Source organism: Halocola ammonii (assembly GCF_049334165.1).
Classification (GTDB): Bacteria; Bacteroidota; Bacteroidia; order Flavobacteriales_D; family Sanyastnellaceae; genus JBEGHD01.
In genome coordinates this window covers 77,781-103,242 of the sequence record NZ_JBEGHD010000008.1, presented here as the reverse complement: position 1 = coordinate 103,242, position 25,462 = coordinate 77,781, and the positions used below count along the sequence as shown (strand labels likewise).

General features: G+C 44.3%; 22 protein-coding genes. 13 read left to right on the top strand and 9 right to left on the bottom strand.

What is annotated here, in order from left to right:
* Window positions 1-70 precede the first annotated feature (70 nt).
* From ABHV44_RS09700 to ABHV44_RS09685, 4 genes are read left to right on the top strand one after another with little or no spacing between them, the layout of a single operon-like run.
* The gene (locus ABHV44_RS09700; protein ID WP_459074485.1) at window positions 71-1,126 is read left to right on the top strand and encodes a Fe(3+) ABC transporter substrate-binding protein; all 1,056 of its coding nucleotides are present in this window, start codon (window positions 71-73) and stop codon (window positions 1,124-1,126) included.
* Between the two features lie 13 nt (window positions 1,127-1,139).
* Window positions 1,140-2,777, top strand: a complete 1,638-nt coding sequence (locus tag ABHV44_RS09695) for an ABC transporter permease (protein ID WP_459074484.1) — start codon at window positions 1,140-1,142, stop codon at window positions 2,775-2,777.
* A gap of 1 nt (window position 2,778) precedes the next feature.
* Window positions 2,779-3,789: an ABC transporter ATP-binding protein gene (locus tag ABHV44_RS09690; protein ID WP_459074483.1), complete on the top strand. Its 1,011-nt coding sequence runs from the start codon at window positions 2,779-2,781 to the stop codon at window positions 3,787-3,789.
* 6 nt (window positions 3,790-3,795) lie between these two features.
* Window positions 3,796-4,107, top strand: a complete 312-nt coding sequence (locus tag ABHV44_RS09685) for a hypothetical protein (protein WP_459074482.1) — start codon at window positions 3,796-3,798, stop codon at window positions 4,105-4,107.
* 6 nt (window positions 4,108-4,113) lie between these two features.
* Here ABHV44_RS09685 and ABHV44_RS09680 read toward each other — a convergent pair whose 3' ends face one another.
* Window positions 4,114-5,745 (bottom strand): T9SS type A sorting domain-containing protein, encoded by a 1,632-nt coding sequence (locus tag ABHV44_RS09680; protein ID WP_459074481.1) that lies wholly within the window; start codon window positions 5,743-5,745, stop codon window positions 4,114-4,116.
* Window positions 5,746-5,876: 131 nt separating this feature from the next.
* Here ABHV44_RS09680 and ABHV44_RS09675 point away from each other — a divergent pair, with 131 nt between their 5' ends.
* The 3 genes from ABHV44_RS09675 (at window position 5,877) to ABHV44_RS09665 (ending at window position 10,471) form a co-directional block, all read left to right on the top strand.
* Window positions 5,877-6,038 carry a hypothetical protein gene (locus ABHV44_RS09675; protein ID WP_459074480.1) on the top strand — a complete coding sequence of 54 codons (162 nt, stop codon included), beginning with the start codon at window positions 5,877-5,879 and terminating at the stop codon, window positions 6,036-6,038.
* An 85-nt stretch (window positions 6,039-6,123) separates the two neighbouring features.
* Window positions 6,124-8,640, top strand: a complete 2,517-nt coding sequence (locus ABHV44_RS09670) for a PIG-L family deacetylase (protein ID WP_459074479.1) — start codon at window positions 6,124-6,126, stop codon at window positions 8,638-8,640.
* A 100-nt stretch (window positions 8,641-8,740) separates the two neighbouring features.
* Complete coding sequence (locus tag ABHV44_RS09665) at window positions 8,741-10,471, top strand: sodium:solute symporter family protein (RefSeq protein WP_459074478.1); 1,731 nt, start codon at window positions 8,741-8,743, stop codon at window positions 10,469-10,471.
* A 315-nt stretch (window positions 10,472-10,786) separates the two neighbouring features.
* On the opposite strand, the gene ABHV44_RS09660 is transcribed toward ABHV44_RS09665, so the two are convergent.
* Both ABHV44_RS09660 and ABHV44_RS09655 read right to left on the bottom strand, forming a co-directional pair.
* Window positions 10,787-11,284 carry a DUF4168 domain-containing protein gene (locus ABHV44_RS09660; RefSeq protein WP_459074477.1) on the bottom strand — a complete coding sequence of 166 codons (498 nt, stop codon included), beginning with the start codon at window positions 11,282-11,284 and terminating at the stop codon, window positions 10,787-10,789.
* 225 nt (window positions 11,285-11,509) lie between these two features.
* Window positions 11,510-11,914: a hypothetical protein gene (locus ABHV44_RS09655; RefSeq protein ID WP_459074476.1), complete on the bottom strand. Its 405-nt coding sequence runs from the start codon at window positions 11,912-11,914 to the stop codon at window positions 11,510-11,512.
* A 169-nt stretch (window positions 11,915-12,083) separates the two neighbouring features.
* On the opposite strand from ABHV44_RS09655, the gene ABHV44_RS09650 reads away from it, so the two are divergent.
* The 3 genes from ABHV44_RS09650 (at window position 12,084) to ABHV44_RS09640 (ending at window position 14,427) form a co-directional block, all read left to right on the top strand.
* Complete coding sequence (locus ABHV44_RS09650) at window positions 12,084-13,226, top strand: sensor histidine kinase (RefSeq protein WP_459074475.1); 1,143 nt, start codon at window positions 12,084-12,086, stop codon at window positions 13,224-13,226.
* Window positions 13,213-13,608: a response regulator gene (locus tag ABHV44_RS09645; protein WP_459074474.1), complete on the top strand. Its 396-nt coding sequence runs from the start codon at window positions 13,213-13,215 to the stop codon at window positions 13,606-13,608. Before ABHV44_RS09650 ends, ABHV44_RS09645 begins: the two co-directional genes overlap by 14 nt.
* A gap of 186 nt (window positions 13,609-13,794) precedes the next feature.
* Entirely contained in the window at window positions 13,795-14,427 is a 633-nt protein-coding gene (locus ABHV44_RS09640) for a 2OG-Fe(II) oxygenase (protein ID WP_459074473.1), read from the top strand.
* A gap of 163 nt (window positions 14,428-14,590) precedes the next feature.
* Here ABHV44_RS09640 and ABHV44_RS09635 read toward each other — a convergent pair whose 3' ends face one another.
* The 5 genes from ABHV44_RS09635 to ung all read right to left on the bottom strand — a co-directional run bounded on the left by ABHV44_RS09635 (window position 14,591) and on the right by ung (window position 19,768).
* Window positions 14,591-15,352, bottom strand: a complete 762-nt coding sequence (locus ABHV44_RS09635) for a hypothetical protein (protein WP_459074472.1) — start codon at window positions 15,350-15,352, stop codon at window positions 14,591-14,593.
* A 67-nt stretch (window positions 15,353-15,419) separates the two neighbouring features.
* A complete protein-coding gene (locus ABHV44_RS09630) occupies window positions 15,420-16,229 on the bottom strand; it encodes a DUF4625 domain-containing protein (protein WP_459074471.1) in 810 nt (269 codons plus the stop codon).
* Between the two features lie 21 nt (window positions 16,230-16,250).
* The gene (locus tag ABHV44_RS09625; RefSeq protein ID WP_459074470.1) at window positions 16,251-18,617 is read right to left on the bottom strand and encodes a TonB-dependent receptor; all 2,367 of its coding nucleotides are present in this window, start codon (window positions 18,615-18,617) and stop codon (window positions 16,251-16,253) included.
* 80 nt (window positions 18,618-18,697) lie between these two features.
* Entirely contained in the window at window positions 18,698-19,051 is a 354-nt protein-coding gene (locus ABHV44_RS09620; protein WP_459074469.1) for a hypothetical protein, read from the bottom strand.
* Window positions 19,052-19,105: 54 nt separating this feature from the next.
* The gene (gene ung, locus ABHV44_RS09615; RefSeq protein WP_459074468.1) at window positions 19,106-19,768 is read right to left on the bottom strand and encodes a uracil-DNA glycosylase; all 663 of its coding nucleotides are present in this window, start codon (window positions 19,766-19,768) and stop codon (window positions 19,106-19,108) included.
* 173 nt (window positions 19,769-19,941) lie between these two features.
* On the opposite strand from ung, the gene ABHV44_RS09610 reads away from it, so the two are divergent.
* The 3 genes from ABHV44_RS09610 (at window position 19,942) to ABHV44_RS09600 (ending at window position 24,342) form a co-directional block, all read left to right on the top strand.
* Window positions 19,942-21,465: a DEAD/DEAH box helicase gene (locus ABHV44_RS09610; protein WP_459074467.1), complete on the top strand. Its 1,524-nt coding sequence runs from the start codon at window positions 19,942-19,944 to the stop codon at window positions 21,463-21,465.
* Between the two features lie 381 nt (window positions 21,466-21,846).
* Entirely contained in the window at window positions 21,847-23,664 is a 1,818-nt protein-coding gene (locus ABHV44_RS09605; protein ID WP_459074466.1) for a T9SS type B sorting domain-containing protein, read from the top strand.
* Window positions 23,665-23,913: 249 nt separating this feature from the next.
* A complete protein-coding gene (locus tag ABHV44_RS09600; protein ID WP_459074465.1) occupies window positions 23,914-24,342 on the top strand; it encodes an SRPBCC domain-containing protein in 429 nt (142 codons plus the stop codon).
* Here the strand turns inward: ABHV44_RS09600 and tsaD are convergent.
* Window positions 24,335-25,366, bottom strand: a complete 1,032-nt coding sequence (tsaD, locus tag ABHV44_RS09595) for a tRNA (adenosine(37)-N6)-threonylcarbamoyltransferase complex transferase subunit TsaD (protein ID WP_459074464.1) — start codon at window positions 25,364-25,366, stop codon at window positions 24,335-24,337. The genes ABHV44_RS09600 and tsaD overlap by 8 nt on opposite strands.
* Window positions 25,367-25,462 lie beyond the last annotated feature (96 nt).

Here is a 25,462-nt window from a genome sequence, read left to right as displayed (position 1 = left end):
AATACCACATTCATGCGATTTCCCAATAGCCCTGCAAGACTGTATATTTGCCCTCCCAAAAAATGAATTCATGAAGAGAATCGCATTAGCAATTTTAGCCGCTTTCACACTTGTAGCCTGTGGATCCGAAAACAAACCAGAAAGCAACACTACTACAGATAAGAAAGAAGAAAACAAAGTTGTAAACATCTACAGCCACCGCCATTACGATGTGGACAAAGAGCTTTTTGCCCAGTTCGAAAATGAAACCGGGATCAAGGTAAACGTGGTGAAAGCCAAGGCCAATGAGCTCATCGAAAAGCTCAAACGAGAAGGCGAAAACTCGTCTGTCGATTTGTTTATCACTGCGGATGCCGGAAACCTCGCCAAGGCTGCACAAAATGATTTGCTTCAGTCTTTCACTTCACCATTCCTCGAAAAGACAGTTCCACAAAACCTGAAGGACGCTGACAACCGCTGGTATGCCATCACCAAAAGAGCGCGTGTGATTGCCTACTCGAAAGATCGTGTGGATCCATCAGAACTGAGCACCTACGCAGGGCTGACAGATGAAAAATGGGATGACAAGGTTTTGATTCGCTCATCCTCCAACATTTACAATCAATCGCTGATGGCTTCTATAATCGCTCACGAGGGTGAAGAAGCAGCTACTGAATGGGCCAGCGGAATTGTAGAAAACATGGCGCGAGACCCTCAAGGTGGAGACCGCGATCAGGTGTTTGCAATCGTTGCCGGTGAAGGTGATGTAGCAGTGATCAATACTTACTACATGGGCCTCTTGCTCAATTCCCCAAAAGAAGAAGAGCGAAAAGCTGCCGAGCAAACCGGAATTTTCTTCCCAAATCAGGATGGCCGAGGAACGCACATCAACGTGAGCGGTGCCGGACTGGTTAAGTATTCACCGAATAAGGAAAACGCCATCCAGCTCATTGAGTTTTTGTTGAGCGAAGATGCTCAGGAAAAATATGCACAAGCAAACTACGAGTACCCAGTAAATCCAGCTGTTGAGCCAGCCAAAACACTTCAAAACTGGGGCGATTTTAAAGAAGATACTTTGCAACTTTCCAAACTTGGAGAGTTCAACCGCGAGGCGGTGATGATCTTCAACCAGGTTGGGTGGAAGTAATCACAATAGCTGATTGAGCGCTTATAAAAAAATAAAGCGATCCTGGAAAAGTCTCCATTTACGGTGGCTACTGGGATCGCTTTTTTTGGGCTTGTGCATTGCCACTCCACTTTTGGTGATCGGCATTCGCATTTTCGACAAACCCGGTGAAACGTGGTACCACCTGCTCGACACTGTTCTGTGGGATTATGTGAACAACACGCTCATCATTTTTGGCGCTACCGGTGTGCTCACTCTTCTGTTTGGAGTTTCTACAGCATACCTAGTTTCGCTGTTTTCTTTTCCCGGAAAGCGGTTTTTCTCCTGGGCCCTCATTCTGCCGCTTTCCATCCCGACCTACATCATGGCTTTTACCTACAGTGGTATTTTTGGCTACACCGGCCCCTACTCCACTTTTTTGAGAGACAACTTTTCGAAGGCCACCGCTGACACACTCTCAGTGGATGTGATGAACATGACGGGACTGGTCATTTTGCTAGCTCTGGCACTTTACCCCTATGTCTTTATTTCGTCCCGTGTGGCATTTTCCGGAAGGTTTCAGAGCTACCGTGAGGCCTCATCTTCCCTTGGTATTTCACAGTTCAGGACCTTCTTCAGAATCATGCTCCCTCTCGCGCGACCTTCAATTTTTGGAGGGCTCTTTCTGGTTTTAATGGAAGTGCTCAACGATTATGGAGCCATGAAGTATTTCGGAATAAACACATTCACCACAGGAATTTTCACGGCCTGGTTCTCGATGAACGATCTGAGCGCTGCTATCAAACTTGCCGGAATTTTGATGGTGATCGTTTTCTTCATGATGGGAGTGGAAAAATGGCAGCGCAGAAACAAGCAGTTCAGCGAATCTGCAGTGGAAAATCTCCAAAAGTCTTTTAAGCTGAGCGGATACAAAAAATGGGGAGCTACCCTTTTGTGTTCGGTGATTTTTATTGCAGGCTTCGCACTGCCCTTTGGCTACCTTGTTTCGGACTCTCTGCTCACAGGAAGCGAAGTATGGAACGAAGGATTCACCACTCTTTTCTGGAACAGCATTTTGATGGCCGTGCTGGCTGCGGTTTTCATCATTGTTTTGGGAGTTTTTATCGGTTTTTCAAAACGCATAAATCGCACGGTGGTTGGACAAGTCGTTTCAATGCTCGCCCGTGTCGGCTACACTATTCCCGGAGCTGTGATAGCCGTGGGTGTGATTATCGTTTTCACCTTTCTAGACCGACTGTACAACTTGCTCTCCGACACTTCTGGTCTACTGCTCACCGGTAGCATTGCCGCATTGCTCTTTGGCTACATAGTGCGTTTTATGGCCGTGGGCTACAACTCGATCGATTCGGCTTTTGAGAAACAAGTAAAAGGTCTTGACGAAGCCTCGATGTCGCTCGGGAAATCACCTCTAAAAACACTTGTAAAAGTCAACCTACCGCTGATCCGTTCGGGAATTTTTGCTGGTGCAATTCTGGTTTTTGTGGACGTTCTTAAAGAACTTCCCCTTACTCTAATCCTACGCCCATTCAACTTCTACACACTGGCGACCAAAGCATTCGAATATGCCGATGACGAAATGTTGGCTAAAGCTGCACTTCCTTCGGTTTGCATTGTCCTTGCCGGAATTGTTCCCATATATTTGCTTCACCGACTAATGCAGAAAAAACTCTGAAGTGGCGCAAATAGAAATCGCTCATCTGAATAAAACTTTCGGTTCTACAACTGCTGTAGACGATGTCACTTTCGACATCCAAAAAGGTGAAACCATTGCTATTCTTGGCGAAAGTGGAAGCGGTAAAAGTACACTTCTGAGGCTCGTTGCGGGATTCGAAACTCCGGAAAAAGGCTCTATCAAACTCAAGGGAAAGACGCTCGTTAGCGATCAAACTTACGTGCAGCCGGAAGATCGAAAAATCGGAATGGTCTTTCAGGACTACGCCCTTTTCCCTCACCTCAACGTAGCGCAAAATATCAGCTACGGAATGAAAGGAAAAAAAGAGAAAACCCGTCTTCGGGAATTGCTAAACCTGGTGGCGATGGACGGTTTTGAGAAACGATATCCACATCAGATTTCCGGTGGTCAACAACAACGCGTTGCTATCGCCAGAGCTTTGGCAACCCAACCAGAAGTGATCTTGCTCGATGAGCCCTTTAGCAATTTGGATCAAACACTGAAGCACGAGGTGAGAGCTCAGATAAAATCAATTTTGGAAGCTTCCGGTACGACTACGATATTTGTAACACATGATATTGCTGACGCAGTAGAAGTGGCCGACAAAATTGCGGTGCTCGATTCGGGGAAACTCCTGCAGTACGGTTCGCCCAAAGAAATCTACGAGAGCCCAAAAACAAGAAATGTAGCCCGTTTGTTTGGTGACATTTTCGAATTGGAATACGCACCCACAGGTAGCGGATTTCAATTTGGCTCGTTTGCTCTTGACGCTAACGAAAAAGGCTTGAAACCCGCTGTAAGGCTCGAAAACATTCGTTTGCACGAAGACAACAGCGGCCAGCAAAAAGCAGTGGTGACACTCACCAAGTGGGCTGGTGCCTATTTGAGAATTCAGGTAGAAACCGCCTCGGGAAAAATGCTCACCGTGCAGCACGACAAGCCGCTGGATCCTGGCACGGCTATTTCACTTTCTATCAGCGATAGGCATATTTTTTGGATTAAATCGCGATAAAAACCCATGAACAGATTAGAGATGTTGCTCGAAATGCAAGAGTCCAATCCGGACGATGAATTTCTGCAATACGCCATTGCGCTAGAGTACAAAAAGAACGAACAGATTGTGGAGGCCATTAAGCGCCTCGAAAGCCTTGTGGAAGAAAAGCCCGACTACCTGGCATGTTACTACCAACTTGGCAAACTTTACGAAGAAGAGCTCGATAACGAAGCAGCTTTGAAAGCCTACAAAAAAGGGATTGAAGTGGCCGAAAAACAAGGCGATCAAAAAACCAAAGGCGAGCTGGAAGAAGCTATTTTTATTTTGGAGGGGTAAAGATTCCTATTCAACTACAAACCTAACAGTTTCTAGAAGCACTCCTTTTACTTTAAAAAAGTAAATACCTGGATGAAGTGTACTCACATCCAAAACACTCGTTTTTGATGTAATCCGGCCTTGTAGTTTTTCTTGACTAAGAATATCATAGATCGTGAACTGCTTTCCAATTATTTGCTCAGTGCACTCTAAGTTGACCGATTCGTTTGCAGGAACTGGAAAGAGGCTCATTTCTTCCGAAGAAATATTTTCATTTACAGAGTCAACGCAATCACTAATTGTTGCGTTTTCAGTTAAAAATAAACCTAGAATAAGATCTGAATTTTCTGGAGGAAAAGGCAAAGCCCAAACACAAACTGTAAATGGGTGTTCGTACATATGATTCAATTGAAGATTATTGATCGTGGGCGTTTCCGAAATATCAAGGACTTCAAGAAAAGGGTTATACCCCATGAATAAATTCTCCAGGTTATTGTGGACAACTGTAGGTGTGACAAATTCATTATGACGGCATTCCAACAAGTTTAGAACAGGGGATTCTAGGATATTAGGAAACTCCACGAACTTATTGTAGTTCAGATGTAAGGTTACTAGAGATGATGTCCCAGACAAATCAATGCTTTCGAGCTCATTGTGGGAAGCGGTAACATACGCAAGCGAAGAGTTTCCAGAGAGACTGAGACTTTCTAGATCATTATAATTACAATAGAGAACCTCCAGTTCAGTTAAGTTAGAGACCGCAAGGGTAGTAAGATTATTTCCTGAACATCCTATTAAATTTATACTCGATGCACCTGAAAAATCCAGCGAATTCAGCTCATTATGTGAACAACTCAGTTCTAAAAGGTTTGGAGCGTTTCCGATTTCTAAGGAAGAAAGATCGTTTCCTCCGCAATACACGTAAATGAGAGACGGATTTTGACTAATATCTAAAGAAGTAAAATCGTTATCAGATAAATCCAGGTATGACAAATTTTGATTGAGTTCGAGTGAAATTTGACTTAGACTATTATACGTTGCTTCCAAGTTCTCCAATTGAATATTGTTCTCCAGATTCAACTCTTCCAGGTCATTGTAATTACAAACGAGTTCTATCAAGTTCTCGTTTTCTTGTAGATTTAGGTCACTCAGATAATTAAATCTCAAATCCAAAACCTCCAGATTCTCTAACGAAGAAAGATCAACATCCTCAATTTGGTTAGCTCCAGCCTTTAAACTGATTAATTCAGAATTTGTAGGCAATGTCAAGTTCATTAGTAAGTTCTCGGAACAGTCAAGAAACTGGAGATTGGAATTGGAAGAAATCGACAGAGAATCGATTTGATTCTGTCTACAATTCAAATAAAGAAGATTTTGATTTTGTTCCAGATTAAGGTCTTCAATCAGGTTCCCTTTACAATTAAGATGAGTCAGATTTACAAAGTTCCCTATGCCTGAAACGCTCTGAACCGTATCATAAGTGAATACTAAAGTATCAACTAGCAAAGCCTCGTCCAAACTGATTTCCTCATTGAAATCAGAATCATAATTGTTCACTACGATTTGCTTGAAACGCTCATCATCGAATTGTACATTCTGAGAGTAGCTGATATTTGAAGTGAGAAAAATGAGAAGTAGCAGAAAAGATAGTTGCTTCATAGTTCATGTAGTTTGAAGATAAGAGACTCAATTTACAGATAAAAATATACGACAATTTTGACTATCATAAATTCGCTCAGTAGCTCGCTCGAAACATTTGTCTCTTTATTCCCTTTGAGCCGTTCTCTTTCTTGTTCGCAAAAAAAGGCTGGCACGACAGTCTTTCGAATACAACCGTTGTGATTGAAGCACGCTCTTACAGCGATGACAGCTCAGGAAAAATGCAAGATGAGAATGAAACGTCAGAAGCTTCAGGAAATTCTGAGAATATCGAAGGCAACACAAACTTTTGAAATCCACTAGTTGCCAAAAAGTGGTTTTCCCCAGAATCAGATTCTTTCGAAGAATCACTACATTCGACCTTCAAAACTGAGGAAAATGCACATCAACCTGAAGCAATTCATTCTTTTCATATTCTGCCTGCCGTTGGGACTTGCCATTGGACAAGCTCCTGAAAAACCTAGCTCTGCAGAGATTTACAAGTCGATCAAAAAACTCAACTTTTTGGGTTCAGCGCTTTACGTAGCAGCCCACCCCGATGACGAGAATACGAGCATGATCGCCTATCTCTCCAACGAGGTGAATGCACGAACCGGCTACCTCTCGCTCACTCGCGGTGACGGAGGTCAGAACCTTATCGGCCCCGAAATCAGAGAACTGCTCGGAGTTATCAGAACTCAAGAGCTTTTGATGGCCAGAAGCGTAGATGGCGGAGTGCAGCGATTTTCTCGAGCCAATGATTTTGGCTATTCAAAAAGTGCCGAAGAAACACTCGAAATCTGGAACCGGGATGAAGTACTTGCCGATGCCGTTTGGGCGATCCGCACCTTCAGACCTGATGTGATCATCAACCGATTTGATGCTGAAACGAGTCGCAGAACTCACGGTCACCACACTGCTTCAGCCATTCTTTCGCTCGAAGCTTTTGAGCTTGCGGGAGACGAAAGCAAATATCCATCACAACTAGAATACACTGAAACCTGGAATCCATCGCGGGCATTTTTCAATACTTCGTGGTGGTTCTACGGAAGCCGCGAAGCCTTCGAAGAGGCCGACAAATCAGAAATGGTTTCTGTAGATGTCGGTGTTTATTACCCAGTAAGGGGCGAGTCAAACTCAGAGATTGCCGCACAGAGCCGCAGCATGCACAAGTGCCAGGGCTTTGGAACTGCAGCCCGAAGAGGCTCCGACATGGAGTACCTGCGACTTCTCAAAGGCGAGATGCCAAAAAACAATGATATTTTTGAAGGAATCAACACCACCTGGAGCCGAGTTGAAGGAGGAGAGAAAATCGGTGAGATCCTCTACGATGTTGAAGAAAATTTCGACTTCACAAATCCTTCGTCAGTTGTTCCTCAGCTTGTGGAAGCGCATGGTTTAATCAGCCAATTAAATGACGACCACTGGCGCGAGATCAAGCTTCGCCAAATAGAAGATATCATCATGCACTGCACAGGTCTTTTCATTGAAGCTACCAGTGCCGATCAGTTTGCCACTCCCGGAAGTGAAGTCGGTTTTAATGTAGAAGCGATAAACCGCTCCGATGTAGACATCAATTTCAAATCGGTCGAAATTGTACCTGGAGTTGCGGACACTACTGTTTCTTCAAAACTGGAAAACAACAAGAACATCAACTTTTCTACTACGGCCAAACTTCCCGAGTCCATCGATTTTACTGCACCTTACTGGCTGAGAGAGCCAGGAACTCTAGGCATGTATAAGGTGGACGAGCAAGGACTAATTGGCCAGCCCGAGACGCCAGCTGTGGTAGTAGCTAAATTCCACCTCGGAGTCGCAGGAAAGCCGCTGACGATTGAACGTGAAGTCGTGCACACGTTCACCGATGCAGTAGACGGAGAAGTGTATCGCCCTTTCGACATCATTCCGAAAGCCACCGTGACGATGCTGGACAAGGTGTACATTTTTTCATCATCAGAAAGCAAAGAGGTGGATGTGGAAGTGAAAGCCGGTATCGCGAACTTATCTGGAAAACTCCGACTCAAAGTTCCTGCAGGCTGGAGTGTTTCACCAAAGGAAATTGACGTACAACTGGAGCGCAAAATGGAAACAAAGAAATTTAGTTTTACCGTCACTCCGCCAAACGGGCAAAGCGTTAGCGAAGTGCATCCGATTTTTCTTTCCGATGGTGAAGAGTTCGACAAGTCACTCATCGAAATCAACTACGACCACATTCCTTACCAATCTGTGCTGATGCCGGCCAAGTCGAAGATTGTAAAAATTGCTGTAGAAAAGCGCGGAGAGCGAGTGGCCTACATTCAGGGAGCCGGAGATGAAATTCCGGAGAGCTTGAGGCAAATCGGCTATCAGGTAGAGGAAATTGAACTCAAGGAAGCCACTCCCGAAAAGCTCAAAAATTACGATGCTGTGATTTTGGGAATTCGCGCTTTCAACACGCTCGATGCACTGGCTTACAAAAAAGACGACCTCTTTGAGTATGTTGAAAATGGCGGTACGCTGATCAGCCAGTACACGACCACCTGGAATCTCGACATTGAAGAAACAGCTCCCTACGAATTGCAGCTCTCTCGTGATCGTGTGACAGTCGAAGAGGCTGAAGTGCGCTTTTTGAAGCCGGATCATCCGGTGCTCAACTCGCCCAACAAAATCACTCAGGAAGATTTTGAAGGTTGGGTGCAGGAACGCGGTCTCTACTTTGCGGATAAGTGGGCTCCAGAATTTGAAGCCATCCTTTCGTCAAACGACCCCGGAGAGGATCCCAAAGACGGTGGACTACTGGTTGCCAAATACGGAAAAGGCTACTATGTTTACACCGGCTACAGCTGGTTCAGGGAGCTGCCGGCAGGAGTTCCCGGAGCTTACCGAATTTATGCAAACATTCTTTCACTTGGAAAAATGATGGACGATGAAAGATAAAGTCGATACCTGGAAAAAAAGCTACACGGTCATCCTCATCGCAAATGCGGTGTACATAGTCATCTTTTACTGGATCACAAAAATTTTTGCCTGATAGCATATGACGACTCTCGACTGGATTGTACTCTCGGCAACTTTGCTCTTTATCGTGATCTATGGTGCATGGAGAACTAAAGGGAACAAAAATATTCACGGCTATTTGCTTGGAGATAAAAAATCGCAGTGGTGGACCATCGGACTTTCGGTAATGGCCACGCAAGCTAGTGCGATCACATTTCTTTCCACACCAGGTCAGGCGTATGCTGATGGCATGGGATTCGTCCAGTTCTACTTCGGTCTGCCGCTGGCAATGATCATCATCTGCATCACGTTCATCCCGCTCTACCATCGACTCAATGTCTACACAGCCTACGAATTTTTAGAAAAGCGATTTGACCTCAAAACCCGTTCACTGGCCGCAATTCTCTTTTTGATCCAGCGCGGACTGGCTGCAGGAATCACCATCTACGCACCAGCCATTATTCTCTCTTCGATTCTCGGCTGGAACCTCAACTTGCTTAACGTTATCATTGGAGTGCTGGTAATCATCTACACCGTCAGTGGTGGAACGAGAGCGGTCAGCGTCACACAGAAGCAACAGATGTTTGTGATCATGTGCGGTATGTTTGCCGCATTTTTCATCATTCTCGAGTCGTTGCCAGAGCAGATCGACTTTAGCGCTGCGCTGAATCTTGCGGGAGTGAGCAACAAAATGGATGTGCTCGACTTTTCCATGGACACCGACAAACGTTACACTTTTTGGTCGGGAATCACTGGTGGACTTTTCCTCGCCCTCTCCTACTTTGGAACAGATCAATCGCAGGTGCAGCGCTACCTTTCGGGAAAGTCAGTTCGCGAGATGCGTCTCGGTCTCGTTTTCAACGGACTCCTCAAAGTACCGATGCAGTTTTTCATCTTGCTTGTGGGCGTTCTGGTTTTCGTTTTCTTTCAATTCAATCAGGCACCGGTTTTCTTCAATACCTCAGTAAATGATCAGATCAACCAGTCGGAATACAAAGACGAGTTTGCTGCAGTAAACGCAGAGTACACCACGCTTTTCGAGCAAAAACAAGAAACCCAGATCAACTACCTGGAAGCAGAACGAAGTGGGAACCTCCAGGCAGAAGCTGCTCTGGCCAACTCCATTCAACAGCTAAACGAGAAGGAAGACAGGCTCAGAGAAAAAGCCAAAACCATTGTCAAAAAAGTGAATGAAGATTTTGAAACCAACGACAAGGACTACGTATTCATTCATTTTATTCTGAATTACCTGCCTGCTGGACTCGTTGGATTACTGCTTGCGGTCATTATCTCTGCAGCCATGTCGAGTACCGCTTCGGAGCTCAATGCCCTGGCCTCAACTACTACGGTTGACATCTACAAGAGGAACTCCAAAAAAGAATCCACAGACATGGGAATGGTGAACACTTCGAAACTTTTCACAGTGATGTGGGGAGTAATTGCTATTGCCTTTGCCAGTTTCGGAACCCTGTTCGAAAACCTCATCCAGTTTGTAAACATCGTGGGCTCGATCTTTTACGGGACTATTTTGGGAATATTCCTCGCGGCTTTCTACCTGAAGTGGATCAAGGCGAAAGCGATTTTCCTGGCCGCAGTTCTCAGTGAGCTGGCCATTATTGCGACTTACTTTCTTGCCATTTACCTTCCGGAAGATGAGTATCTCGGTTTCCTTTGGCTTAATGCCATAGGTTGCGCGTTGTGTGTCTTGCTGGCAATTATTTTCCAGAGCATCATGCCTGATAAGAAACCAGCGACTCTGGATGCGGAGTAATTTCTGGAGAAAAGATTGAGATAAAGTTGTGGGGCTACATCCTGCAGCCTAAGTTGGGGCTTTGAAATTTAGTGCTTGGTGCTTTCAAGTCCCGAAGGCAAGATACTTTCATAGCTGACAACGCCATCCATGCACAATCAGCTTGCGAGTAGCAGTATTATGGTAGAACTGGATTTGGTCGGAAGTCCCTGAGGGACGACATTTTGGTCGAAAGTATTTGATAAAAACACGTCAGACCGAGAATTCATTGGACACAAAAAAACTCCCCAACGTTTCCGAAGGGGAGCTCTATTTATTTTCTAAATGCTATTCTTCTTAGTTCTGCATTTTCGCCTGAACTTCTTTTTGAAATTCAGGATTCTGGCGATAAGCCATCATCATTTCCTGAAATTTCTTCATTGAAATGCCGGCTTCTTCTGGAAGACGCTCAGCCATCTCCTGCTGCATCTCTTGTTGCTTTTTCTGAAGCTTCATAGACACTTCCTGGAAAGCAGCCATTTTCTCTTCGCTGAAATCGCCACCGCCCTGTTGCTGAGCCTGAGCAATCTGATTGAAAGTCTGCATGTCCATGCCCTCTTGCTTTTCAATCACCTGCATCATTTCAGGACGCTTTTCTTTTTGGATAGTCTGAACCACCTGATTTCCTTCGATAAACTTCTCAATTTCTTCTTCACTATAATCCGCAGATTGAGTAGGCTGACCTTGTTGTCTCAGCGGCATACCTTGCTGACTGTATGTCTGTGTGGCAAACAGCATTGCTCCAACACTCATTCCTGCAATCATTAAAAATTTCTTCGTTGCTCTCTTAAACATAAAAATGTATTATTTGATTTTCGAATTTTTTCAAAGCTTTGGCTTTTTCTGTGGAAATCCAAATTCGTGAAAATTTGAATCGCCAGATTTTCAGTCATTTAGAAAAGCCTAAACAATTGCTAGTCTTCTGTCTTCCAGATATTCGTGAGCTTCTGTTAAAAGAAAAATGTTGCTCCTTCGTGCAATCCGAGCTTAACAAGCTTTAACGGCTCTAAATTGATGCGACTAGTTATGCTCGGGTTCAAACTCTTCTGGATCCAAACTTCTCAATCCCTCGGCAATTCGATCTGCGAGGATCTCAGCCTTCATATCGAGCAATTCCAAAAAAGCGCGTCTTTTGGACCTGCGGGAAAGAAAGAAAACACTCACTGCTGCACCGAGGGCGATTGCACTGATTCCCATCATAAAATAACCGGCCGAGGTTTTCGTGTCGGTGAAAGTCAGGTCTAATTCACTGATTTCCTTCTTGAGGTCTTTGGGTAAGTCGCTGTGTTTGGCGTCTTTCTTAAACTGCTCAATTTCGTTAGCGAAGTGATACATATCGTCATCTGAGACAGAGCCTTTCTTACGGTATTTCCGTGCCTGTTCAGATAAAAATTGAAGATTTTGAAGTGCCGTTGCTGTATTCATGAGATTTTGTTTTTCAAAATTATCGTCCAGATACTATAACATTCAAAATTCACCATTGTTTCTTTCCTGAAAGTATTTCGAAAACCCAAAGTTCCATTATCCCAGAGCAATTTGCACGAATTTCTTACTTTTAAGCTTCAACTAACAACACTTAATCTAATACGAGTTTATGGAACAGGTCTGGGAGTTTTTCGAGAATTTTTTTACGACTTCTTTATGGCCCAAACGCTGGGCTTGTGGAATCTGGACAGATTTTCACGGCTGGCTTTACATATTTTCGAGTGTAGCTATTTGGCTGGCTTATTTCTCCATTCCAGTTTTGCTCTATAGAATGATGATGAAGAGAAAAAGCGACCTTCCCTTTACCAAGGTCTTTTTGCTATTCATCCTTTTCATTTTTGCCTGTGGAACTACACACTTCCTTGATGCCTTCATGTTCTACGTACCTGTCTACCGTGTTTCGGCAGTAGTGCTACTGATCACCGCCATTGTTTCATGGGCTGCTTTTTTCGGACTGCGAAGAGTTCTGCCAGAGGCGCTGGCAATGAAAACCCCCAGACAATACCAGGTGATAATTGACTCGCAAACCACTGAATTGCGGTCTCAAAATGATCAATTGAAAGATTTAAATGAAGATCTAGACTCCTTTGTGTATGCTGCCTCACACGACTTAAAATCTCCAGTGAGCAACCTGGAAGGGCTTCTTGCCTTGTTAAGTCAAAGTGAGGATTCTGACAATCATAAGAAAGAAGTATTCAAGCATATGGATAGTTCTATTCAGAGTATGAAAACTACGCTTCACAAACTGACAGAAGTAATCAAATCACAAAAGACACCCTTTGATGCTGAAGAGGAAATTGATCTGGATGAACTGATCGAAACTATTCTAAGGGAAAACAAGATGCTCTTTGAAGCAACTGAGGTCACAATTGAGAAAAAGCTAGAAGTAAAGATCGTCAAATGGTCGAGGATTGCATTAAAGAGTGTAATCTACAACCTGTTGAGTAACTCCCTGAAATACAAAGATCCGGATCGCCCATTGAAGATTACCATTAGTTCTGAGAAGACGAATGACGGTGTAGAGATTCGAGTGACAGATAACGGACTTGGTTTTGACGCAGAATCCAAGGGTCAAAAAGTCTTCGATCTATTCACAAGGTTTCACGACCATGTCGAGGGTTCAGGAATTGGGCTGTACATGGTGCGAAACTTGCTTCGTAAAAAAGGTAGTGATCTGACGTATGAGAGTGAAGTGGGAAAGGGAACCACTGCAATTGTGAATTTAAAATTATCGAGTGATGAAAAAGTTTAATTGTGTCTTGCTGGTGGATGACGATCAGGTTAGTAATTTCCTTCACAAGGAAGTACTCGAGGGAATGCACATTGCCGATCATATGCATGAATCGAGAAATGGCTACGAAGCACTTTCATTTGTGAAAGAGCACTGCATTCCCGTTCAAGAATCCGAATGCCCGGATCTAATTTTATTGGACATTAAAATGCCAGTAATGAACGGATTCGAATTTTTGGAAGAACTAGATGCGTTCAAAAATGAACTGAATAGAAATTTTAAAATTGTCATTGTATCCTCTTCCACAAACCCAAATGATCGGGAACAATCTCAGAAGTTTTCTATTGACGGATATATTGACAAACCCCTTTCGGCAAGCAAACTAGAACAAATAGTTAACTGAAATTCCAGAAATTCGAATGACACCTCTAATCTGGTTTGAGGTCTTGTGCAAGATCGATTTCTTTGCAAGTCCTGTGGGCAGTTCATAGCACTGATCTTCGCTTTTATACCATTGCGCTATTTGTAGACCTTTTTGCACTAGCTGTGGATTTTTTGGTGAATCTTTGTCTCCTTAATTATCATCTCAATGAGTCAACAAATTCTTTCTGAAGAACTGTGGTTGGAGCGGTTCGATCGGCTCGCCAATGACGACTATCTGGTGATCGATGATTTCATGGATCCAAAGAGCTACAAAAAGCTTCGTGAGTATTTTGATGAAAAGAAAAATCAAAATGATTTTGAAAGTGCCGGAATTGGGACGCTATCTCAGCACCAGATAAATAAATCTGTCCGGGGCGATTTCATTCACTGGATTTCCAGAGAAAACGACCCGCAAACTTCGATCTACTTCGACACGATTGACGAGCTGGTTGGACTTTTGAAGCGTTTTTGTTTCCTGAGTATTTCGGATTACGAATTTCACATGGCCCACTACCCTATTGGCAGCTTTTACAAAAAACACCTCGATCAATTTAACGACCGGAACAACCGCCTGATCTCTTGTGTTTTTTACCTCAACGAAAACTGGAAACCGGCAGATGGCGGACAACTCAGACTCTTTCTCGAAGGTGAAGAAAAGCTGGTTGAACCACTGGCAAACCGACTGGTGATTTTCAAAAGTGATACCCTGTGGCACGAGGTTTTGCCCACACAATCGGGACGAGATAGCATTACGGGCTGGCTGTTGTTTCAACCTAAAGGTCTGGGATTTCTGAGCTGATGCTTGACTCTATTGTCCAATTTCTTCGTTATACTTATTTTTAAAACAGTCATTTACGGCCGTAAACTCCTTATTTAAAAAACTTCGCAAGCCTTGAACTTGAACAATATATTCAAGCACTAAGAAATTTGTCAGCTAATTATTTAACGTCAGCCATATAGCGCTAATCTTCTTCGAAAGAAACATCGTAGCGAATGCGACTCTCATAGCCTTCTGCATCTTCTGCTACGAGATCGAGGAAATAGTCCCCAAATTCTAGCTCTGTAGGCAAGATCAAAAGCTGCGAAAAAGACTGGAAGGAGAAACTTGTCGCAATAGGCATTTCTTCAATTTGCCACACGGTTTCACCCGTTTCTACAAGCTGTAACTCCAGAGCCACACGACTGAGGTTGGCAAAACCTGCTACGTCACCGAAGAAGTCTAAGGTGTCGGCCAGTTGGAGTTCTGTGTTGGAGGACACAGAAAGCGATGGAAAAATCGAATCCACCTTAATGGCCGGCAAAAAGGAATTTTGAACGGTCATTTCTTTTGTGACTTCCACGAAATTTCCGTTTCCATCGAAAGTGCTCAGCTCAACCTGCCAGGTGCTTGCGGGAACTGTATCCGGGAAATTCACCACCTGCCCAAAATCGTACTCACTGTCGAAAACATCAATGATCACAACCCTGGATGGAAACTCTGATGGGTAAACGTATTTTGTTTCATTAAGTGAAATGGCAAACCGCATTTCGCGGAGCTCATCGTCATCTTCGAGGCGGGCAGAAAACTGGACATTAGTGCCCGCATCCACCGAAACCGAGTCTTCTTCGTTTCCATTCACCTGAAAATCGAGAATGGCCGGAGGGTTTTTATCGACATCAGTTTCGCAAGCGCAAAACAAGGCAACAAGAGTTGAAAGTAATCCTAGCTGAATGATTGTTCGCATGGAGTCAAAAATAAGAAAACCTCCACTGCAGCTGGAGGTTTTCTGAATCGTTAACGGTTCTGCAAGCTTAATCCACGTGTACTTCCAAGGCATCTGAAATTTCATTGCCGTCTGTGTCAATCACGTGAATGTGCAAATGAAGGTGAGTTCCACTAGCTGTGCCCTCTGGCACCACAACTGAAAGCTGATCTAGATTCCAACTAGTCGCACCTGCAGCTTCAATCTCTTCTTCAAAAACCACGGTTTGGGTTTCCTCATTTTCGAGCTCCACATGTATCTCCTGAAGACCGTTGTTGTCAGTGATTTCACCTTCAAAAGTGATGGTCCCTCCTGGAGCAATTTCAATCTCACCCTCAGCATTCTCCATCGGGTTTGTCGACTCAACATGAATTTCGGGGAACTCTTCATTTTCAACGTGAAGAGTGACAATTCTTGGTTCTGCTTCATTTCCTTCCTTGTCGATGCACATCACTTGCAAATGCCAAAACCCAGCAATGTCTGAAGGCACATCAAGTTCATAAAGCAATTCTTCGTTTTCTCCACCGAGGTTTGTGACAATGTCTTCTGTCCAGTTACCTTCGGAAAAAACCTCTTCCACATCACCACCTTCACCTTCATGGTCGTGTCCATCACCGGCAGAATGAATGTTCAACTTGAGTTGGTTGAGATCTTCATTGTCTGAGGCGCGAACCAAAACGGACATGATTGATCCGGCATCTACGTGGAACTCCGATCCGTCTTCACCATTCACTTGAATTAGATTTATTGATGGAGCTGTTGTGTCTTCGTCTTTACCGCAGCCTGTAAACAAAATAGCTGCAAAAAAAACGGTCAATGGAAAACTCCACTTGATTCGTTGATTTATTGATTTCTTCATTTTTTATGGGTTTTTGTTTCTTTAAAAAGTAAAAGGAATATTGATCGTTGCTGTAAAATTTCTTCCCTGCTCCGGCAAGTTGATCAGCTTGTATCTGCTCAGGTGATTGGTGTATTTGGTGTCGAGCAAATTGTCGACTCTAAAAAGTATTTCCATTGGTTGTTTACCCAGTTTAAACCCGGCTGAAACGAATGCCGCCAGCAAGGTGTAACCACTTGTTGGATCCTCATTGCGATCCACTCTGTTTTGAGCTCCAGAAACCTGCACAGATGCACCTCCACTCCATTCTTCCAGCCATTTTAGCTTCGACTTTTTCTCATAAATCGAAGTTCCCCGAACCGTCAGTGGCGGTGTAAAAGGAATTGGCAAGCCTGTTTCGAGATTGGCCTGAAAAACGTATTCGCTGGTAAGCTGCAGGTGCAGTGGTTCGATCACGTGCCAGTCGAGATTGGTTTCCAGGCCTGTGTTGATCGCATCGGCCTGACTGTACTGATAAACCTGTCCACCCTCTGGCAAGTCAGAAAAAACTGCAGCCGGGCGGAGGTAGATGAAATTTTCGAAGTATCCGAAAAAGGGAGTCACCTTGAATTGCAGGTGATTGCGCAACCACAATAGCGTGATGTCTGCCTGGTAGCCTTCTTCAGCGTTCAAATCCGGATCGCCTTTTTCGTGACGATAAGTTCCGTGGTGAACTCCGTTGCTGGCCAGCTCCGCAGCCACCGGCCAGCGAAAGCTCTTCCCTAAGTTCAATTTAAAATTGAACTGATCGGATGGATGATAGGCCATTCCGGCACCGGCCGAAACGTTAGAAAAACTCTTATTCAACTCCGGTGCTCTTTCATCCAGGCCAATGACCACTTGTTCATTGTTGAAAATCGGCTGGCGATAGCGGTCCGAATTGATGTTGCTCACATCGTAACGCAGCCCACCGTTGAGCGTGACAGCCGGCCTAAATCGCCATTCGGCAAAAGCAAAGCCGCCTGCGGAATAAGACTGGTACCTGGGGATCAAAAACTCCCAGCCTCCAATTTCATTTTCCTGAAACTCGCCAGAAATGCCGGTTATGGTTTTTAGCTTTTCGCTCCAGCGCCTATTCCAACGCACGTTTCCAGAGATGGTTGAAAGCTCGAGAAAAAGTGCTTCAGAACTCGATGGAATTGGCTCGTTGCCCACCTGGTGAGGACGAGTTCGTTCCTGCCTTGTGTTTCGCTGGTAACCAAGATCCAAATCGAGCCAGCCATCGGCTAGTGCAATATTGGCATTCAAAAGTGCCTTGTCGTGCACGATGGTCTGATATGGCAATTCGATATCGCGGCTGTCGCCATCATCGCGAAGATCAAAGTTTGTAGGAATTCCGATAATCCCAGGAAAAAGCCCCATCTTCTGATCAAACCTGCTGAGCGACAACTGTACATTACCCCAGCTTTCAAGCAAGCCAAAGGCAAGAGAAAGGTTTTTCTCAGTGCCGGCAGTATTTTTTAGTGCTCCACCTTCGATGTCTAAAACCCTGGTGAGGTAAGTAAATTCTTCCGCTGGAACCTTGTAATCGCCAAACTCACTAAAAGATGCTCTGGCATTGAAATACAGACCGTCACGGTTTCCCTGCAGAGAAAGCGAACCTCCGGCAAAATCGTTGTTGGTTTTGCCCATGGCAGTAAACTGTCCGGAAAACGAATTTTTCTCTGGGATTGCTGCAGGCAGTAGGTTGATCACTCCACCTATTCCATCAGATCCGTAGAGTAAAGAAGAAGCTCCTTTCACAATTTCCATTCGCTGAACAGAAAACTGGTCGATCTCCAGTCCGTGATCCATTCCCCACTGTTGCCCCTGCTGAGTGACTCCCTGGTCGTTCACCTGAACCCTGTTGGCCGACATGCCCCTTATCATCGGCTTGGCGATTCCCACACCTACGTTCATGGCCTGCACACCAGGGATTGTCGACAAGCTGTTCATCAGTGTGTTTCCGGATTCCTGTCTCAGGAATTCATCACCTGCAACTTCCACATCCTGGCTCTGCTGAGCATAATCAGTTCTCAAAATGTCAGACTCAACAATGGCCTCTTGCAGCTCCACCGAAGTCGGACTCAGTTCAATTTCCAATTCCACAGGCTGTTCGTTAACACGCACTTCTTTTGTGAAAGCCTTGTAGCCCACAAAGGTGGCGTGCAGATGGTACAAACCATTTCGCACGTTGGAGAGTGTAAACTCACCATCGAGACCAGTGCTTGTCACAACCTTGGTTTCGTGCAGCTTCACGCTGGCTCCTGGAAGAGCCTCTCCTGTAGACTTGTCTATCACTTTGCCGCTTATGCTAAACTCTTTCGACTGTGACAGTGAAATTTGTACACACGCGTAAAAGCACAGCAGCAGAGCCGTGAAATTTTTCATTAATAATAAAATGCTTGGAAATTGAACAACTAGTCAAAGCCTTACCTTCAAAGGCAGGCAACGATTTCTGAAAATCGATCTTAGCTGTTCTGGGGCGGACCACGCAAGTGATTAACTTCCAGACGACAGTCCGGGCGTGGCTGTGAGTAAGAAAACGGTGTGTTGTCAAAATTGCAAGCCGAAAAGCTACTGTCTACACCTTTCTCAATTGGCGAGAGTAGCGGAAGCTTCAATTCACAGATCGGGCACTCTTCGTCAGAAGCCTCAACTCTGGTACATTCCGTATCTTCTGGTTCGCTTCCATGATCATCTTCCTGGTGGCAAAAATGTGTTTGATCACAATGTTCCTGAACCAGGTGGATCGTCTGAAAACTCACCACAGTGGTGATTACCCCCACAAGGGCAAAAGCCAAAAAGAGTTGGTATGTCTTCAAACCGTTTTTCACAACTGCAAAAGTAGGGAATTACAATTGACTGAGCTTTTCTTTTTACCAGTTGATTGGATTTTTACCTACCGACTTCAAGTACTCATTTGTTTTGCTAAAATGTCGATTACCAAAAAATCCGCGATCTGCAGAAAAAGGCGAAGGATGAGGCGAAGCCAGAATCAGGTGTTTCGATTCGTCAATCACTTCGACTTTCTTTTGAGCAAAAGCTCCCCAAAGTAAAAACACAACGTTCTCTTTCTTCTCGTTCACGATTTTGATCACTTCGTGCGTGAATTCTTCCCAGCCCTTCTTTTGATGTGAACCTGGAGATTTGTGGCGAACGGTGAGAGTCGCGTTGAGCAGGAGCACCCCCTGCCGCGCCCACCTTGTAAGGTCACCAGTTTCGGGAATTGGCTTACCGAGGTCGCTGTGAATTTCTTTGAAAATGTTTTTCAGCGAAGGTGGAATTCGCACATCGTCTTTCACCGAAAAGCAAAGTCCGTTGGCTTGTCCGGGCCCATGGTAAGGATCCTGGCCTACGACCACGACCTTCACATCGTCAAAAGAACAGTGATCGAAGGCGTTAAAAACCTGCTTTGCCGGAGGGTAACAAGGTCCGTTCTTGTATTCCGACCTAACGAAAGATCTCAATTCAGAAAAATACGGCTTATCAAATTCGTCCTGAAGAACTTCTTTCCAGGACGGCTCAATTTTTACTTCCATTGCCTTTGGGGACTTTTAGCCAGTGTGGCTTTTCCATTCGCAGCGGTGAAATTGAAAAATCATAAGGATTAGAGCTGCGATTTTCACAGAGAATTTTCAACAAGTTTTGCATGAGGTTTTTTATGGCCTAAGAAAGTGTGTAGTTTTGCAAAATCTTAAAAGCAACAGAACAAATGAGTTTGGGAACAATCGAATCGCTCGAGAAGACACAGGGGAAGAAACTTTACGACTACCAAAAGGAGGCGATTGACAACATCTTCGAACGACTTCGCAAGCATCCGGAAAACTACAACTTGCTCTTTCAGCTTCCAACCGGAGGCGGCAAGACTGTAATTTTCTCAGAGATTGCCCGCCAGTATATTCTGGAAACAAGAAAAAAAGTTCTCATTCTCACTCACCGCATTGAGCTCCTGGGGCAAACCTCTCAGATGCTCCTCGACATCGGGGTGAAGAACAAAATAATCGACAGCAAGGTGAAGGAGATTGAAGATCCTGAAGATCACCACTGTTTTGTTGCTATGGTCGAAACCCTCAATAATCGTCTGAATGACGAAAAAATTGAGGTAGACAACGTTGGACTTGTGATTGTCGATGAGGCACACTACAACTCATTTCGCAAGCTCTTTAAGTTTTTCAATAAAGGCGTAATTCTCGGTGTTACTGCCACTCCGCTAAGCTCCAATATCAAGCTTCCACTCCACGACAACTACAACGAGTTGATTGTTGGTGATTCCATTAAAGCGCTCATCGAAAAAGGGTTTCTCTCGGAAGCTACTACTTACAGCTACGATGTGAATCTAAAGTCACTGAAGATTGGAATCAACGGTGATTACACTGTGAGCAGTTCCGAGAGACTTTACGGGAATTACCTAATGCAGGAAAAGCTTCTTTACGCTTACGAAGAAAAAGCAAAAGGAACTAAAACGTTGATCTTCAACAACGGAATTAATACATCGCTGCAGGTTTATCAGATGTTTAAGGACGAGGGCTACGACATTCGCCACCTAGACAACACTCACAGCGAAAAAGAGCGTAAGGAGATTTTGCACTGGTTTAAGACCAAGCCAAATGCGATTCTCTCTTCCGTTTCGATTCTCACAACAGGTTTTGACGAGCCAACGGTAGAGACAATCATTCTGAACAGAGCCACAAAATCGCTCACTCTTTATCACCAAATGATTGGTCGTGGATCGCGCGTGCTTCCCGACAAAAGTAAATTCACCGTTATAGACCTGGGCAACAACGCCAGGCGCTTTGGCTTGTGGGAGTCTTACGTAAACTGGCAGGACATCTTCCGTGCGCCTAATGCCTACCTCGATGGGCTCTACTCTGACGAGCAGATCGAGCGCGAGTTTAAGTACGAAATGCCAGACGAGGTCAAAGAGCGATTCTCCAACTCGGAAATTGGCAACTTCGATATTAAAGAGGAATACCTCAAAGTGACCCGCGAGGGTGAAAAACCAAAGTTGGCAGTGCAGGCCTCAATTGAGAACCACGCTCGCATGGTAACCGACAATGCCGATGACTTTTTTGACGCCATCGAATTGATGGGACTGCTCGAAAAAGAAATCGAATACCGATTGAAGCGCTACAGCTACTGCATTTCTAAAAGCACCAACAACTACCTGAAGTGGCTCAAAGACGACTACGACCGCAAATTGAAGCAAAGAGTTAGAGAGATTTTCCAGAGTGAGTAGACTTGTTTATCAAATATGAATCGACAGCTAGGTTTATATAAATAATTATGCCTATCACCTTAATTTTCAACGGAGAATGGCTTGTCATCGAAATTTCAACGGAGGTTGATTTGTAATCTCGGTTTTGTTCACGTACTTTCAGTTTTGATTTTGAGAACGTGGAAATACCCAAAGCTAAAGATAACACTTTCAAAATTGGAGTACGCGAATTTTGAATTAGCATTAAATATGAAAATTCTTGTGAAAATTTTGCAAAGAAGGAAAGCTCTTCCGTCCGACCTAATAGCTTTAACAAACTTGACAACAACTTAAAACAGAAGCGGTTATAAAATCATAAAAAAGATTGATTCTTTAGATGCACATCTGCTTACACCAAGAAAGATGAAAAACAAGCTCATTACAATTACAGCATTAACTTTTTTACCTTTTCTATTGATAGCTCAGGAGAACAACGCAATTCTGTGTTCAGACGGAATTGATAACGACAATGATGGGTTAGTAGATTGCGAGGACCCTGGTTGCATCAACTTATCCGATGATGGATGTTCTCTTTGTGGCGATGGGAGTAGTTTTGCTGATGTTGTATTCGAATATTCTTCAGGATGCCCTTTTAGTGACCCTTTGCCGCAAGGAGCTTTAGGTGTGGCTGATTATAATTTTGAACCAGGGGACAATCCAACATTTGTTTTTCTTGGAGAAGGAGGCTTTATTAAACTTGGATTCACCAACAACGTTCTTTCTAATTCTGGTGATAATCAGGATGACTTGTGGGTATTTGAGATAGGTGCAATTGTTGAATCAATTGACATAGCGCTTCGACCTCTGGATAATTTTACCGAAACACAATTACAAAACTCAGGAATTTCAGATGCAAATTCAGATGGATATTATGAAGTTGGCACTCTTGGTGGAGCTACTTCAAGTTTTGACATCGACTTGGCAATACCAGGATATACAGCAGGAGAACTTAAATTCGATGCGATTGAGATTAAAGATGTCCTTGACGGAGATTGTAGTACCGCAACCTCTGGAGCAGACATAGATGCCGTTTGTGCACTTTTTTCTATTCCTTCTGATTGTGCTGGAGTCCCAAATGGAACAGCTGTGATTGACGATTGTGGTGAATGCCTTGAACCAAATGATCCGAATTTCAATCAGTCTTGCGCAGATTGCGCTGGAGTCCCAAATGGCGCAGCGGTGTTTGATGATTGCGGTGAATGTCTTGAACCAAACGACCCGAATTTCAATCAGTCTTGTGCAGATTGTGACGGAGTTCCTAATGGAACAGCAGTGATAGATGATTGCGGTGAGTGCCTTGAACCAGATGACCCGGATTTCAATGAATCATGTGTAGATTGTGATGGAGTTCCAAATGGAACAGCGATAATCGATGACTGTGGAGAATGTCTTGAACCAAACGACCCGAATTTCAACCAATCTTGTGTGGATTGTGCTGGAGTGCCCAACGGGCTAGCGGTGATTGATGATTGTGGTCAATGCCTTGAACCAATTGACCCAGATTTCAATCAGTCCTGTGCAGACTGTGCAGGAATACCGAATGGATCAGCGGTGATTGATGATTGTGGTGAATGTCTTGAACCGAATGATCCAAATTTCAATCAGTTATGTATAGATTGTGCTGGAGTCTTCAATGGAACATCGATAGTTGATGACTGTGGTGAATGCCTTGAGCCAGATGATCCAAACTTCAATCAGTCTTGCTCAGATTGTGCCGGAGTCCCGAATGGGATGGCGGTGATTGATGACTGCGGTGAGTGCAATGTACCGACCGGATCAAGTTTCAATCAGTCTTGTTCAGATTGTGCTGGAGTCCCGTATGGGACAGCTGTTATTGATGACTGCGGTGAATGCCTTGAACCAAATGACCCGAATTTCAATCGGTCATGCATAGGTGAAAAAAACATCTATATTCCCAACGCCTTCACTCCTGATGGAGATGGTTTAAATGAAGTATTTCAGGTTGAGGGCATTGGAATACAAAAAGTTAAATTATGGATCTTCAACCGCTTTGGAGAGCAAATTTACTATACAGAAGGTGTATCAGTCTCCTGGGACGGGAGGGGCGGTCAGGGATCGAATCACTTTGCGCCCAATGGAGTTTATGCGTACAGAGTTAAGGTTCATGTAGAGGATGCTGAAGTTCAGGAGCTGAAAGGCTTTGTATCATTGATCAGATAAACTTTCTCAAATGCTTTTAATTCTTCAATCCAAGTATGAACGAATGAAACCATATCTCCTTACCACATATTTTGGACTTTGATGAAATCAGTAACAGTCAAGAAAGTTGACACCAAACTTTTAACTTCAACTAAAAGTGAAACGCTTCCGGTTGAAAACATTTAACAGCCCAGATTGCTGACCGCGTCCGAATTTTTCCCAACTTTGAGTTTATCTGTTTATAACTACTAATCGATTTAAACCGCCCATATGCAAATCAAATCGGACAATATTTTTCAGGTAGTTGAACTCAACGCCAAACCATCAGAGGTTTATGAAGCCCTGATGAACAGCAAGAAACACCGTGATTTTACGCGGATGAAAGCATCCATCTCCGAAGAGGAAGGTGGACAATTTGAAACGTGCAACAAGCGCGTTTTTGGTTTTACGACCAAGCTCATCAAGAACAAGAAGATCGTTCAGGCATGGAGCCACAAAAATTTTCCCGGCCAGCAATTTAGTGTAGTCGATATCGAGTTGGAAAAAACAAAAAACGGTACTCGACTCAACTTCAACCACATAGGAGTTCCCGAGATTTGTGCCGGTTGGCTCACCGAAATGTGGCGCAAGACCTACTGGATGCCACTGGAAAACTATTTCGAAAAAGCGGGAAAGAAGAAACTCGCAACTGCTAAATAGACAAGCGAGCTGCTGGAGTTATGTCCTGAGAAGCAAATTCGCCTTTTAAATATTTGAAGTATCCGGCAATGCCAATCATTGCTGCGTTGTCTGTGCAGTATTCAAATCGCGGAATAAACACTTTCCAGCCCTGGCTTTCCCCCAACTCTGTGAGTTGATTTCGCAAATTGGAGTTGGCCGAAACACCACCCGCAAGACAGATATTTTTCACTCCCGTTTCTCTGGCTGCTCGCTTCAACTTCTGCAAGAGGAAAGTGACTATCGCCTGCTGATAAGAAGCGCAAATATCATTCAGGTTTTCCTCTAAAAAGTTGGGGTTCTCCTTTTCATTGTCGCGAATGAAATAAAGCAAACTGGTTTTTAAACCGCTGAAGCTAAAGTCAAGCCCCGGCACGTTCGGAATGGTAAAAGCAAACTTTTCCGGGTCTCCCTCCCTGGCGCGCTTGTCGACATGCGGACCTCCGGGATAAGGAAGCCCAAGAATCTTAGCTCCTTTATCAAATGCTTCACCAGCAGCATCGTCAATGGTGTGGCCGATCAACTCCATGTCGAGATGACTGTTCACTTTCACGATTTGGGTGTGCCCACCAGAAACGGTGAGGCAGAGAAACGGAAATTCGGGAGCGTCCTTCTCATCTTCATCTTTTATGAAGTGAGCCAGAATGTGCGCCTGCATGTGGTTAACCTCAAGGAGAGGAATATTTCTGGCCAGTGCAAAAGACTTGGCAAAAGAAACACCTACGAGCAGAGAGCCTAGCAGTCCCGGTCCGCGTGTGAAAGCCATAGCTCCAATTTGAGAACGATCCACACCGGCATTTTTCAGGGCAATATCCACCACCGGCACGATGTTCTTTTGATGCGCACGACTAGCAAGTTCGGGTACCACTCCTCCGTATTTTTTGTGGATGGCCTGAGTGGCTACTTCGTTTGAAAGTAACCTGTCGTTACAAAAAACTGCAGCCGAGGTGTCGTCACATGAACTTTCAATGGCGAGAATATAAATGTCTTTTTCCTGATTACTCATTTCGATTTCAGCGGTTTACATTGTTTCACAAAGACCATTTGTCGAAGTAATTTGAGACTTGCCGGTGGCGGCAAAAATAGCGTATTTTGCACGGAG

What these genes read in the sequence shown, in the direction of transcription:
- ABHV44_RS09700 (WP_459074485.1), top strand. Translation starts at nt 71, where the DNA reads ATGAAGAGAATCGCATTAGCAATTTTAGCCGCTTTCACACTTGTAGCC.
- ABHV44_RS09685 (WP_459074482.1), top strand. Translation starts at nt 3,796, where the DNA reads ATGAACAGATTAGAGATGTTGCTCGAAATGCAAGAGTCCAATCCGGAC.
- ABHV44_RS09680 (WP_459074481.1), bottom strand. Translation starts at nt 5,745, where the DNA reads ATGAAGCAACTATCTTTTCTGCTACTTCTCATTTTTCTCACTTCAAAT.
- ABHV44_RS09670 (WP_459074479.1), top strand. Translation starts at nt 6,124, where the DNA reads ATGCACATCAACCTGAAGCAATTCATTCTTTTCATATTCTGCCTGCCG.
- ABHV44_RS09665 (WP_459074478.1), top strand. Translation starts at nt 8,741, where the DNA reads ATGACGACTCTCGACTGGATTGTACTCTCGGCAACTTTGCTCTTTATC.
- ABHV44_RS09660 (WP_459074477.1), bottom strand. Translation starts at nt 11,284, where the DNA reads ATGTTTAAGAGAGCAACGAAGAAATTTTTAATGATTGCAGGAATGAGT.
- ABHV44_RS09655 (WP_459074476.1), bottom strand. Translation starts at nt 11,914, where the DNA reads ATGAATACAGCAACGGCACTTCAAAATCTTCAATTTTTATCTGAACAG.
- ABHV44_RS09650 (WP_459074475.1), top strand. Translation starts at nt 12,084, where the DNA reads ATGGAACAGGTCTGGGAGTTTTTCGAGAATTTTTTTACGACTTCTTTA.
- ABHV44_RS09645 (WP_459074474.1), top strand. Translation starts at nt 13,213, where the DNA reads ATGAAAAAGTTTAATTGTGTCTTGCTGGTGGATGACGATCAGGTTAGT.
- ABHV44_RS09640 (WP_459074473.1), top strand. Translation starts at nt 13,795, where the DNA reads ATGAGTCAACAAATTCTTTCTGAAGAACTGTGGTTGGAGCGGTTCGAT.
- ABHV44_RS09635 (WP_459074472.1), bottom strand. Translation starts at nt 15,352, where the DNA reads ATGCGAACAATCATTCAGCTAGGATTACTTTCAACTCTTGTTGCCTTG.
- ABHV44_RS09630 (WP_459074471.1), bottom strand. Translation starts at nt 16,229, where the DNA reads ATGAAGAAATCAATAAATCAACGAATCAAGTGGAGTTTTCCATTGACC.
- ABHV44_RS09625 (WP_459074470.1), bottom strand. Translation starts at nt 18,617, where the DNA reads ATGAAAAATTTCACGGCTCTGCTGCTGTGCTTTTACGCGTGTGTACAA.
- ung (WP_459074468.1), bottom strand. Translation starts at nt 19,768, where the DNA reads ATGGAAGTAAAAATTGAGCCGTCCTGGAAAGAAGTTCTTCAGGACGAA.
- ABHV44_RS09610 (WP_459074467.1), top strand. Translation starts at nt 19,942, where the DNA reads ATGAGTTTGGGAACAATCGAATCGCTCGAGAAGACACAGGGGAAGAAA.
- ABHV44_RS09605 (WP_459074466.1), top strand. Translation starts at nt 21,847, where the DNA reads ATGAAAAACAAGCTCATTACAATTACAGCATTAACTTTTTTACCTTTT.
- ABHV44_RS09600 (WP_459074465.1), top strand. Translation starts at nt 23,914, where the DNA reads ATGCAAATCAAATCGGACAATATTTTTCAGGTAGTTGAACTCAACGCC.
- tsaD (WP_459074464.1), bottom strand. Translation starts at nt 25,366, where the DNA reads ATGAGTAATCAGGAAAAAGACATTTATATTCTCGCCATTGAAAGTTCA.